At 31.5% G+C, this 12,373-nt stretch carries 15 protein-coding genes; 13 read left to right on the top strand and 2 right to left on the bottom strand.

All coding sequences use genetic code 11. From position 1 onward, the window contains the following. Positions 1–59 precede the first annotated feature (59 nt). The 6 genes from AC4PG3_RS03500 to guaA all read left to right on the top strand — a co-directional run bounded on the left by AC4PG3_RS03500 (position 60) and on the right by guaA (position 4,564). The gene (locus tag AC4PG3_RS03500; protein ID WP_492197687.1) at positions 60–368 is read left to right on the top strand and encodes an ArsR/SmtB family transcription factor; all 309 of its coding nucleotides are present in this window, start codon (positions 60–62) and stop codon (positions 366–368) included. Continuing rightward, positions 365–598 (top strand): thioredoxin family protein, encoded by a 234-nt coding sequence (locus AC4PG3_RS03505; RefSeq protein WP_492197688.1) that lies wholly within the window; start codon positions 365–367, stop codon positions 596–598. The genes AC4PG3_RS03500 and AC4PG3_RS03505 overlap by 4 nt, the downstream gene beginning before the upstream one ends. An 8-nt stretch (positions 599–606) precedes the next feature. Beyond that, on the top strand, positions 607–1,008 hold the full coding sequence (locus AC4PG3_RS03510) for an arsenate reductase ArsC (RefSeq protein WP_492197689.1): 402 nt from the start codon (positions 607–609) through the stop codon (positions 1,006–1,008). Next, positions 995–2,011 (top strand): permease, encoded by a 1,017-nt coding sequence (locus AC4PG3_RS03515; protein WP_492197690.1) that lies wholly within the window; start codon positions 995–997, stop codon positions 2,009–2,011. The genes AC4PG3_RS03510 and AC4PG3_RS03515 overlap by 14 nt, the downstream gene beginning before the upstream one ends. A 142-nt stretch (positions 2,012–2,153) precedes the next feature. Then, positions 2,154–3,605 carry an IMP dehydrogenase gene (gene guaB, locus AC4PG3_RS03520; protein ID WP_492197691.1) on the top strand — a complete coding sequence of 484 codons (1,452 nt, stop codon included), beginning with the start codon at positions 2,154–2,156 and terminating at the stop codon, positions 3,603–3,605. A gap of 8 nt (positions 3,606–3,613) precedes the next feature. Then, complete coding sequence (guaA, locus tag AC4PG3_RS03525; RefSeq protein ID WP_492197692.1) at positions 3,614–4,564, top strand: glutamine-hydrolyzing GMP synthase; 951 nt, start codon at positions 3,614–3,616, stop codon at positions 4,562–4,564. Between the two features lie 341 nt (positions 4,565–4,905). Here guaA and AC4PG3_RS03530 read toward each other — a convergent pair whose 3' ends face one another. After that, positions 4,906–5,334, bottom strand: a complete 429-nt coding sequence (locus AC4PG3_RS03530) for a helix-turn-helix domain-containing protein (protein WP_492197693.1) — start codon at positions 5,332–5,334, stop codon at positions 4,906–4,908. A gap of 276 nt (positions 5,335–5,610) precedes the next feature. Here AC4PG3_RS03530 and AC4PG3_RS03535 point away from each other — a divergent pair, with 276 nt between their 5' ends. The 7 genes from AC4PG3_RS03535 to AC4PG3_RS03565 all read left to right on the top strand — a co-directional run bounded on the left by AC4PG3_RS03535 (position 5,611) and on the right by AC4PG3_RS03565 (position 11,483). Next, complete coding sequence (locus AC4PG3_RS03535; RefSeq protein ID WP_029451037.1) at positions 5,611–5,799, top strand: hypothetical protein; 189 nt, start codon at positions 5,611–5,613, stop codon at positions 5,797–5,799. A gap of 2 nt (positions 5,800–5,801) precedes the next feature. Next, entirely contained in the window at positions 5,802–6,923 is a 1,122-nt protein-coding gene (locus AC4PG3_RS03540; RefSeq protein WP_492197694.1) for a site-specific integrase, read from the top strand. After that, positions 6,916–7,236 (top strand): plasmid mobilization protein, encoded by a 321-nt coding sequence (locus tag AC4PG3_RS03545; protein ID WP_492197695.1) that lies wholly within the window; start codon positions 6,916–6,918, stop codon positions 7,234–7,236. Before AC4PG3_RS03540 ends, AC4PG3_RS03545 begins: the two co-directional genes overlap by 8 nt. Before the next feature lie 95 nt (positions 7,237–7,331). After that, complete coding sequence (locus AC4PG3_RS03550) at positions 7,332–8,273, top strand: hypothetical protein (protein ID WP_492197696.1); 942 nt, start codon at positions 7,332–7,334, stop codon at positions 8,271–8,273. After that, entirely contained in the window at positions 8,260–9,708 is a 1,449-nt protein-coding gene (locus tag AC4PG3_RS03555) for a VapE domain-containing protein (RefSeq protein WP_492197697.1), read from the top strand. Before AC4PG3_RS03550 ends, AC4PG3_RS03555 begins: the two co-directional genes overlap by 14 nt. A 347-nt stretch (positions 9,709–10,055) precedes the next feature. Next, positions 10,056–10,397, top strand: a complete 342-nt coding sequence (locus AC4PG3_RS03560) for a plasmid mobilization protein (protein WP_492197698.1) — start codon at positions 10,056–10,058, stop codon at positions 10,395–10,397. 75 nt (positions 10,398–10,472) lie between these two features. Next, positions 10,473–11,483, top strand: coding sequence for a DNA cytosine methyltransferase (locus AC4PG3_RS03565; protein WP_492197699.1), 1,011 nt, complete (start codon positions 10,473–10,475; stop codon positions 11,481–11,483). 117 nt (positions 11,484–11,600) lie between these two features. Here the strand turns inward: AC4PG3_RS03565 and AC4PG3_RS03570 are convergent, their stop codons facing one another. Then, entirely contained in the window at positions 11,601–12,371 is a 771-nt protein-coding gene (locus AC4PG3_RS03570) for a hypothetical protein (protein ID WP_492197700.1), read from the bottom strand. Positions 12,372–12,373: the final 2 nt, after the last annotated feature.

Below are 12,373 nucleotides of genomic sequence, written 5' to 3' on the forward strand. Positions count from 1 at the left end.
TTATATCATAGGAGTATTATATAGATATATAGAAATGTATCTATGTAAGGAGGGAGAATTTGAAAGAAAAAGCAGAACTATTTAAAGCTTTAGGAGATGAGACAAGATTAACTATATTAGATATGTTGTCATGTGGAGAGTTATGTGCATGTAATATTATAGAAGGTCTAAACTTAACACAGCCTACTATATCACATCATATGAAAATACTTCAACAAGCTGGAATAGTAAATGGAAGAAAAGAAGGTAGATGGATTAAGTATTCTATTAATAGAGAAACTATAGATGATTTACAAGGATTTATAAATTATGTAACAAATTATAAAGAAGATTGTATATGTAATAAAAATAAGGAGGAATTAAAATGATAATTAAAATTTTAGGTTCAGGATGTAAAAAGTGTAAGAAGATGGAAGAAAATGTAAGAGAAGTAATAGAAGAATTAAATTTAGATGCAAAAGTAGAAAAAGTGGAAGACTTTAAGGAGATAATGAAGTATAAAGTTTTATCTACACCTGCACTAGTAGTAGATGAGGAAGTTTTATCTAGTGGTAAGCTTTTAAAGCCTAAGGATATAAAGAAACTATTGGATAAGTAGGTGTAAACATGAAAAAAAGAGTAGCTTTTGTATGTGTTCATAATTCATGCAGATCACAAATGGCTGAAGGATGGATGAAAGAATTAGGTAGTGATATATTTGAAACTTATTCTGCAGGAACAGAGGAGTATCCAGAAGTTAAGCCTCTAGCAGTTGAAGTAATGAAAGAAGTTAAAATAGATATAAGCAAACAGTATCCAAAATTATTAAAGGATATACCTGGTGAAGTAGATTACCTGATAACTATGGGATGCAATGTAGTGTGTCCATATATTCCAAATTCAATTACAGAGGACTGGGGTATAGAAGACCCATCAGGCGGTACTACCCAAGATTATCGTATTGCAAGAGATATTATAAAGGAAAAGGTAATAGACTTGATAAATAGGGAGAGGGGTGATTCAAATTAGAGCTTTCTTTAGTTTTTTTAATGCACAATTTCTTAAAATGGAGTGGCTTTGGAAATTAGTTGAACTACTAGTAGAAAAAGGATTTAGACTTTCTATAGATTCTAGATTAGGTAGTAGTATACATTTTTTCATATATGATGTAATAAAGATATTTATCCTATTATCAGTACTGATATTTACTATATCATATATCCAAAGTTTTTTCCCACCTGAGAGAACAAGAAAAATTCTAGGAAAATATAAAGGAATTACTTCAAATATACTATCAGCACTACTTGGTACAGTTACTCCCTTTTGCTCCTGTTCATCTATACCTTTATTTATAGGATTTACATCGGCAGGATTACCTATAGGAACTACTTTTTCATTTTTGATTTCATCACCTTTAGTGGATTTGGCATCAATAATTTTAATAGCAAGTATATTTAATTTCAAAACTGCTTTAGCATATGTACTAGTAGGTGTAATACTTGCAGTAATTGGAGGCAGTATAATAAGTAAATTAAAACTTGAAGAATATGTGGAAGGTTTTGTATATTCTGATGAGACAGTAGGTACAGATTATGAAGAATTGACAAAAAGGGAAAGAGTAGAGTTTGCTAAGGATCAAGTCTTAGATATTATAGAAAAAGTGTGGATATATATACTGATAGGAGTTGGAATAGGAGCTGCCATACACAATTATATTCCACAAGGAATAATAACTGCACTACTTGGGGAGGATAAATGGTATTCAGTACTACTTGCAACTATAGTCGGAATACCAATGTATGCAGATATATTTGGAACCCTTCCAATAGCAGAGGCTTTAGTTTCAAAGGGAGTAGGATTAGGTACAGCTTTATCATTTATGATGGCTGTGACGGCACTTTCTCTACCTTCGATGATAATGATTTCTAAAGTAGTTAAGAAAAAACTCTTATTTATATTTATATCAATAGTAACAATCGGAATACTTATAATTGGGTATTTATTCAATATATTTGGACATTTGTTAATCTAATAAGAGTACTTTTAGTGCTCTTTTTTAGTATTTAGAGTTACTATAGATTTTTTTATTTTAAAAGAATATAATTTTTAATATATATTATAAAAAAAGTGAGTTTTGTGGTATACTATTAAAAAACATAAGAGGAGGAATTGTAGTGGAATTTGTCGGAGATGGTTTAACTTTTGATGATGTACTATTAGTGCCTGGTAAATCTGAAGTACTTCCAAGAGAAACCAGTATAAAAACTAATTTAACTAAAAATATAAAATTAAACATACCTTTAATGAGTGCTGGTATGGATACTGTAACAGAATCAGAAATGGCAATAGCTATGGCTAGAGAAGGTGGAATAGGTATAATCCATAAAAATATGAGCATAGAAAAACAAGCTCTAGAAGTAGATAGGGTAAAGAGATCAGAACATGGAGTAATTACAGATCCATTCTTTCTATCACCTAATCATATGGTATCAGATGCATTAGAATTAATGGAAAGATATCATATATCTGGGGTTCCAATAACTGATGAAGAAGGAAAATTAGCAGGAATAATTACAAATAGAGATATTAGATTTGAAAAAAATATTTCTAAGAAAATAGATGAAGTTATGACTAAGGAAGATTTAGTAACTGGTGAAATTGATATTTCAATGGATGATGCTTTAGAAAAAATGAAAGAACATAAAATAGAAAAGCTTCCTCTAGTAGATAAAGATTTTTTCTTAAAAGGACTTATAACTATAAAGGATATAGAAAAATCAATTCAATATCCTAATTCAGCTAAGGACTCAACAGGTAGACTACTTGCTGGTGCAGCAGTTGGAGTTACTGCAGATGTACTAGATAGAATAGAGGCTCTAGTTAAATCAAAGGTAGATGTTATAGTAGTAGATACTGCCCATGGACACTCTAGAGGAGTATTGGAAACTATAAAGAAGATAAAAGCAGCCTATCCAAATCTAGAGCTTATTGCTGGTAATGTAGCTACAAAAGAAGCTACAATAGATTTAATAAAGGCAGGAGTAGATGCAGTAAAGGTAGGTATAGGACCAGGATCAATTTGTACTACAAGAGTAGTAACAGGTATAGGTGTACCTCAAGTTACAGCTATTATTAACTGTGCTGAAGGCGCAAGGGAGTACAATGTTCCAGTAATAGCAGATGGAGGAATTAAATACTCTGGAGATATCACAAAAGCTTTAGGAGCAGGAGCAGATGTTATAATGGCAGGTTCACTATTTGCAGGAACTAAAGAGTCACCTGGAGAAGAAGTTCTATATGAAGGTAGAAGATACAAAGAATATAGAGGCATGGGATCTATGGGTGCCATGGACTCTGGAAGTAAAGATAGATACTTCCAAGAAAACACTAAAAAATATGTACCAGAAGGAGTAGAAGGAAGAATTCCATTTAGAGGACCATTGGGAGATGTGGTTTATCAACTTATGGGTGGACTTAGATCTGGTATGGGATATGTAGGAGCTAAAGATATCCCAGAATTACATGAAAAATCTAGATTTATGAAAATCACTTCAGCATCTTTAGTTGAAAATCATCCTCATGATATCCATATTACAAAAGAAGCACCAAACTATAGTAGAAGATAGGTGATAAAATGAAAGATTTTATAGATAAAAAGATAAAAGAAATAAAAGAAACTGTAGGAGATAAAAAGGCTATTTGTGCCTTATCAGGTGGAGTTGACTCTTCTGTAGCAGCAGTTTTAGTAAATAAAGCTATAGGAGATAATTTAACTTGTGTATTTGTAGACCATGGACTACTTCGTAAAAAAGAAAAAGAAGAAGTAGAAACTACTTTTAGAGATAAGTTTCATATGAATCTAATAGTAGTAGATGCAGAAGATAGATTTCTAAATAAGCTTAAAGGCATAACAGACCCAGAACAAAAAAGAAAGATAATCGGAGAAGAATTTATCCGTGTATTTGAAGAGGAACAAGAAAAACTTGAAGATGAAGATACACAATTTTTAGTTCAAGGGACAATTTATCCTGATATAATAGAGAGTAAAGATAAATCAGGGAAATTAGCTGTGAAGTCTCATCACAATGTAGGTGGGCTTCCAGAGGATGTAAACTTTGAGCTTATAGAACCATTAAAAGAACTATATAAAGAAGAAGTAAGAGAAGTGGGTAGAGTTTTAGAAATACCTGAAGAAATAGTTGGAAGGCAACCATTCCCAGGACCAGGTCTTGGTGTAAGATGTCTAGGAGAGCTTACTAAAGAAAAGCTAGATGTATTAAGAGATGCTGATTATATCTACAGAGAAGAAATCAAAAAAGCAGGTCTAGACAAGGAAATCTGGCAATATTTTGCAGTCCTACCAAATATTCAATCAGTAGGAGTAGTAGATGGCAAGAGAACTTATAAGCATCTAATAGGACTTCGTGCAATCACTACTAAGGATGCAGTAACAGCTAAATGGTATCCAATGCCACTAGAACTATTAGAGAAAATATCTACAAGAATTACAGATGAGGTATCTGAAGTAAATAGAGTAGTATATGATGTGACAAGTAAACCACCTGCAACTATTGAGTGGGAATAGTTAAAACAGAAGATAAAAGCTTGTAAAACCAATGATTACAGAGATTAAAAATCATCAACTGGAACGAAATTGGGTAAAAAAGTTTTTTAGAATAACTCCATAAATAGTGCCAAGTGGATTGCAAATAGGGACACCATAGAGATCTTGTTAAAAGAATCTATGGTGTTTTTTGTATTTGTATTTATATTTATTTTATGAATATAAATAAATTTCTAAAGGTATCGAATTCGAGACGGTTAGAACTCGAGTTATGGACCATATACTTAGTATTGAATTATTTTTTTAAAACTAGTCGATTTCGACCAGTTTAAAAGTGAGCTTATATATTTATAGTGTAATAATTATTTTCTTAATCTAGACTTCTTAGGATATGAGAGCTTCCAATCCTCAAATTCCTCATCTGTAATTTCTCCGTTATAGTGTTTTTTTCTAATTTCATCCCATTCAATAAGGAAGTCATTCAAATTCATATCGTGTGAAAGCAGTCCTATTGTAGAATCTTCTACTATGGGTCTAATTTTTAAATCTTCTTCATAATCAAAAAGAATTTGCATAAATTCAAAATTAGATATAGGAGTATGGTCAATTAAGGCAGAAACATCACAGTCTAAGACCTGGGCTATTTTTATTAATTGATCCTTATTAGGCGAACGATAACCCAATTCATAATTCCTTATAGCAGAATCTGTAAGTCCTGATTTTATTGCTAATTCCTTTTGTGTCAATTCTCTAAGTAATCTTAACTTTTTTAGCTTTTCACCTGAAATCATTTTAAACTCCTCTTGGTAGTATTTTAATTTATTTTATCACAAGATATCATTTATAGCAACAGAAGTGAACGATTATAAATTTAATGAAATCTCTTGTTATAGGAAAGATAAATAGAAATAATTTAAAACTAGTCTTGACAACACGAAACTGTGCTGATATTATATAATTAAATAGCACGAAACTGTGCTATTCAATTATAAGGAAACCAAATTGATGCTCGTCATTTATTCATTGATGAGAAGCTTATAAATAAAAACACAAGGGGGAAGAAAAAAATGAATAAGATTTTTATGAACGCAAAAGAAGTTCAGGATTTTTTAGAAGTTAGCAGAACTACAGCCTATCAAATAATAAATGAAATGAATGGAGAACTAGTTGAACTAGGCTATAGAGTTCAAAGAGGCAAAATTAATAGACAATATTTCTTGGACAAGTATTGTTATCAAGTAAGAAAGGAGGCTTAGTAGTGGGAGCTTATAGGGATGAAAGTGGAAATGGCACCTGGTTTACCAAATTCACCTACACCAATTGGAGAGGTGAAAAGATTAATAGGAAGAAAAGAGGATTTAAGACAAAAAAAGAAGCTCTGAAATGGGAAGAAGATTTTTTAAGAGAGCAAGCTGGAAATCTTGATATGACATTTACTGAATTTTTTCAAGTATATGGAAAGGATATGCGACCAAGATTAAGAGAAAACACCTGGAGAACTAAGGAACAAATAATAAGGACGAAGGTGATTCCCTATATAGGAGATCTTCAAGTTAATGAAATTACTAAAATGACAATAGTTAAATGGCAAAATATATTAATGAAAGAGGAAGATGATAAAGGCAAAAAATATTCTCAAACCTACTTAAGAACAATACATGCTCAATTAAGTAGTGTCCTAAATCATGCTTGCAAGTACTATAACCTAAAATCTAATGTTGCAAGGGATGTTGGCTCTATGGGAGAAAAGGAAGCTTCTGAGATGAAGTTCTGGACTGAAAAAGAGTATGACAAATTTATAGAGGAAGTTAAAGACAAACCTTTATCCTTCCATGCTTTTCAAATTTTGTATTGGTGTGGACTAAGAACAGGAGAATTACTAGCTTTAACCAAGGAGAAATTTGATTTTACTAACAATACTATTAGAGTAAACCAATCTCTACAAAGAATAGATGGAGAAAACATTATTACAGAGCCTAAGACTAAAAAAAGTATCAGAACAGTTGTTATGCCAGACTTTTTGGCAGAAGAAATGGAAAAATATATGGCTGGAATATACAAGCTAAAGGGGGATCAATTATTATTTCCAATTACTAAGTCCTATCTACACCATGAAATGACTAGGGGAAGTAAAAAGGCTGGAGTTAAAAGGATTAGAGTCCATGACCTAAGACATTCCCATGTATCTTTATTAATTGAATTAGGATATTCGGCAATAGCTATAGCAGATAGATTAGGCCATGAATCCATCGATATAACCTATAGATATGCCCACTTATTTCCAAGCAAACAAAATGATATGGCTAACTCCCTATCTACTATAAGAAAAAGCAACTTAGATGATGAATGGGAAAAATTATTGGAGGATGAAGATGAGTAAGGAAATAAAAAAACAAGTTAAAAGAAAGAGAAATAAGATAATTTCTTTTAGGGCAACAGAAAAAGAGGCTGGCCTATTAGATAGAAAAGTAGAAATAAGTGGTCTTAGCAAGCAAGATTATATAATAAGTTTATTAACTTCTCCTACTGTGTCCATTAAAGCTGACTATAGACTTGAAGATAAATTTGCTATAGAAATATTTAGACTAGCAAAAGTTATAAAGAAATACGGAAGATTAGAAGAGGATGACCAAGAGATTTTAAGGTTTTTAATAGAGATTTACTATGAAATCAAAAAAGAAAAAAGCCTTTAGCACAAAGGCCAAAGGCACACCCCATATGGAATGTTTCTACCAAATTTATTTTACCATATGGGGTCTGTTTTGAACAGCATGAGGAGGTAAAAAGAATGGAAAAATATAAATATCTACCAGAAGAAATGAAAAAATTGAAAAGATTTGTAGGTTGGAGAAAGGAAGAATTAAATGGTAAAGTAGCCAAGCTTCCCTTTTCCCTAATTGATGGAAAAGCTAATGATTGGAATCATCCAGAGCGATGGATAGATTTCAATGAAGCTAAGACTAAGAATAGACCTCTAGGCTTTGTTTTAGTGGAAGAAGACAGGATTATCTGTATAGACCTAGACCATGCAATTCAAGATGGAAAGCTAACTCCTATGGCAAAAGAAATTGTAGAAAACTTTGCAGGAACTTACATGGAGTTATCCCAATCAGGCAAGGGAATCCATATCTTTGTCCAAGGGACTATTCCAGATAATCTTAACTTATCAAGTAAAGGAATTGAGATATATAAGAATAACCGATATATAGCTCTTACAGGAAATATAGGAGATGGATTCTTCTTTCCTAGAAGTAATAAACTTTTAGAAAAAGATGGTGAACTAAATAAGCTCTATAAGAAATGGACACAGGAGAAGGCATCTACTCTAAAACAAATTAGAGAGTATAAGTATGAGCCTTTAAACAAGTTTTCTAGACTAGATGACCTAAGCCTAGATGAAATACTAGTCACCATGGAAAGAACTAATAGAAAGGCAAGTATGCTTATCTCAGGAGCTAGTCTAACAGGTGACCATAGTCGAGATGACTTTACATTTTTATTACTTGCTAGAAACTATACAGATGGAAATCCTAACTTAATGAAAGAGCTATTTTTAATGACTCCTTTAAATCGACTAGGAAGCAATGAGAAAAGAAGGGATGATAGAAAGTATCTTGACTATGTAGAAAAGACTATAGAGAAAGTCTTAGACCTGGGAAATTTTGTGGCCTTTGACTGGAGTAGACATTTTCAATACAAGAAAAGGACTAGGGCCTATGAAAGAGTTTAAACTAGCTTTTCCTGAAATAGACCAGTCCTATTCTTTAATTGATTTACAAAAAACAGTAAAAGGTAATGTAAAGCAAATTACAGGAAATATTGTAACAGTACTTCTTAATCCAAAATATTGTAAGGCTAAGAAAATATATGAAGGACAAATCTTCTATGATAAGTTTACCAATGAAATTAAATTTCAGGGTAAGATTATAGGGGAAAAAGGCATAAAGCTAAACCAAATTAGGCTATGGGATGACTCACTAAACAATAGGCTAGGACTTGAAATAGAAAAGCATTTTGGACTTAATTACAATGCTAATAAAATGTGGGATGCAGTTCGCTTTGTTGCCCATCAGTATGAAATAAGTCCACCAAAACAATATCTAAAAAGCTTAACTTGGAAGGGAGATAGAAATGCAATAAGAAAACTTCTTCCAACTTATCTAGGAGCTGAAGATACAGAACTTAATGCCTGGATTATGGAGCATATGATTTTAGGTTTAATTAAAAGAGTCTTTGAGCCAGGATCCAAGTTTGATGAAATGATGGTTTTAGTAGGTGGACAAGGAATAGGAAAGTCTACTTTTGCTAGATATTTGGCTATTAGAGATGATTGGTTTTGTACCATTGAAAATATTCAAGGTAAGGATGCTGTTATGAACTTAATGGGAAAGACTGTAGTAGAAATTGAAGAATTTGTAGCCTTAAGAAATGCAAAATCAGCTAATGAAGCAAAATCATTTTTATCTAAATTAAGCGATAGAATAAGAATCCCCTATGAAAAGTTTTCAACAGATGTTCCTAGGACTTGTATTTTAATTGGAACATTAAATGAAAGAACTTTTTTAAATGACCATACAGGAGAGAGAAGATATTTACCTGTAGAATGTCATAAAGAAAAGAGAAGGAAGGCCATTTATCTCGACAAGGATTTTCAAGGAGAGCAATCAGAAAAAGAGTATTTAGATTCAATCCGAGAAGATTTTAACCAGGCCCTTGCCTATGGATATAAACTCTACAAAGAGAAGAAACATTCCTGGACCATACCAAAAGAACTCCTTGAGGATCTTTACCAGGAACAAGAAAAGTTTAAATACCTCAATCCAGATGCGGAAGATATTCGCTACTTCTTAGAAGAATATAAAGTAAAAACACAAGAACCAAATATAACTTGTTTTAAGGAATTATCCATGCAAGGCTATGGGATTAAATCAAAATCTTTTTCTGAAATCATGGATAATTATTTTCCAGAATGGAAGGCAATCAGGTCATCGAAGACTAAGAGAATTTCTCCTAGTGGAGTATCTATCCCAGTAAAACTTTATTATGAGAAGGGAGAAGAGAAAGAAAATGACTTTGTAGAAGTTGATAATAATGATTTACCAATAGAATGGCAAGAACCAGAGCAAATAGAAATGGACACAGGAGAGAATAGGAAAGAAAAATAGAAATTGTAACTTTGTAACATTGTAACTTGTAACCGAGATTTTAAAAGTACTTAAATTGGTCGAGTAAAAACTAAAAGTGATTGATATCAAGGATTATATAGATTAAGATAAATGCTAATGTCTAATTTGAAGACTTTTGAAATAGTAGGTTACAGTTACAATCTCTCTGTGCCTATTAAAACTTTAGTAGCAAGCACAGTAGCTGTACGGACAGCTACGGGAAAATTGTAAAAGTAAGTCCTGTTGGGCTTACTTCTACATATAAAATTTTCTACTTGTTCCTATCAGAATGATTTAGGGGTTCCCCCTAAGACCCTGTTTAAAATATAAAAGAAAAGGAGAAGAATATGGCGAATAGATATAGAAATGAAAGAATTGAAATCAAGCTGACCAAGGAAGAAAAAGAACTTTTCAAGAAAAAACTTGAACTAAGTAAATCAAAATCAATGGGACATTTTATAAGGAAAAGTGTTTTAGAAGCCCCTATATTTGTAATAGATATGAATAAATTTAGGAAGATGCAGACCCTTATTGGGAGGAATGCAAACAATCTTAATCACATTGCGAAAAGAGTAAATACTACAGGAGTAATTTATAGGGAAGACATAGAAGATATTAAAAAAGAGAATGATGAAATATCTAGAGAGATATTAAAGATACAGAATATCTTGTTGAGAAAATATATTTAAAACTACTTACAGCTGTAAAAACTAATAGAAGTTTGATATAATTACTTAATGGTATATTTAAAGAAGGAGGCAATTATGCTTGATATAAAGAAAAAAACACTAAAAGGATATACATTTATAGATTTATTTGCAGGAATAGGTGGGTTTAGACTTGCTCTTGAATCTTTTGGTGCAGAATGTGTTTATTCTAGCGAGTGGGATAAATATGCTCAGGAAACATATAACTTGAATTTTAATGAAATACCTGATGGAGATATAACACAGGTAGATGAGAAGAATATTCCAAGTCATGATATTTTATGTGCTGGCTTCCCTTGTCAAGCATTTTCTATTAGCGGAAAACAAAAAGGGTTTGAAGATAGCAGGGGTACTTTATTTTTTGATGTTGCTAGAATAGTAAAAGAAAAAAAACCTATGGTTGTATTCTTAGAAAATGTGAAAAATTTTGCTACTCATGATGGAGGTAATACATTAAGAGTAGTAAAAAAAACTATGCAAGAACTAGGATACAGTTTTGATTACGAAGTACTAAATCCTATTCATTATGGAATGCCTCAAAAAAGAGAGCGTATATATATGATTTGTTTCAGAGAAGATATTAAAAGAGAAACTTTTGTTTTTCCTAAACCTTTTCAATTGGATAGATATGTTGAGGATTTTTTATTACCAAGCAATAAAGTTATTGACTATATTGTTGAAAGAGATGACTTACTGTTAAATGATAAAGCAGAAACCACTGAAAATTCTAATTCTACAATTCGTGTAGGTACCGTTGGAAAAGGTGGTCAAGGTGAAAGAGTTTATTCTCCTAAAGGGATTGCTATTACATTATCTGCATATGGTGGAGGTATATTTTCTAAGACTGGTGGATATCTAATTGATGGTAAGACTAGAAGACTACATCCTCGTGAATGTGCAAGACTTATGGGTTTCCCTGATACGTATAAGTTGCATCCCAATAAAAATCAAGCTTATAAACAATTAGGAAATTCTGTAATAATAGATGTTTTGCAGCTTATTACAGAGCAAATAGGAGAAGCATTAAATTGTGAATATAGTGGTATTAAGCAATTAGCTATTATTTAAAGCAATAAGAAAATTTTCTAATATACCTGGAAAGCCTAGAAGATAGACTTTGTCTAATAATATATAGTGCTTAAACTCTTACCCCCTAAATCTATATAATGATTTAGGGGGGATTTATTACAATTTTGATTTAAATTTTTCTAAATCAAATTTATCTTGATCTTTAATTAATTTAATGCTAAAAATAACATTGGGGTTATTTGTATTTGATAGCTTTCTAATTCTGTAAGTATTACCATCATATTTTCTAATCATATAATCGGAATCTGCTATAGAAAATCTTATATTATCAATTGACTGAGTTGATTTAATCATGAAGTTATCTAACAGAACAAATTCTACATTCATGTTACTCAATTGATTGAGAACATCATTTTGGCGACTTTTAGGAACATTGCTTGATCCACTTTTTTTAACTCTAAAATTACAATTTATTTTAAAGTATTGGCTATACTGCTCAATAGGGAATATTATGAAATCTTCACCTTTTGTTATAAAAAATTCTACACCTTGATTCTTATAGTTACTAATAATCCAATTGCTAAAAAGATCTTGTGAAAGACATATTTCCTCTCCCCTAGTTCCAGCATTTTCATATTTAGAAAAGTTTTTGTTCATATGATCTATAATAAACTCAACATTTTTATCAATTTTGCTTTTATTCCTTGGTGAGAATACAAACTTCTTTTTATCAGAATCCGGCAATAAAACAAATTGTCCACTTTGTGCTGAGGGCATCTTTGCTTCAATAAAAAAAGACTTTTCATCCTTTTTGTATTCTATATCACTTGTGGTCGAGTCACTGAATCCTAAGTGACTGAAGTAATTTCCGTAGGTTTTATTTAAATAGTCCACGCATTCCAACTCAAATTTTCTCCAATTTTCCATTT

It is taken from the genome of Tissierella sp. QWL-11 (assembly GCF_058683765.1).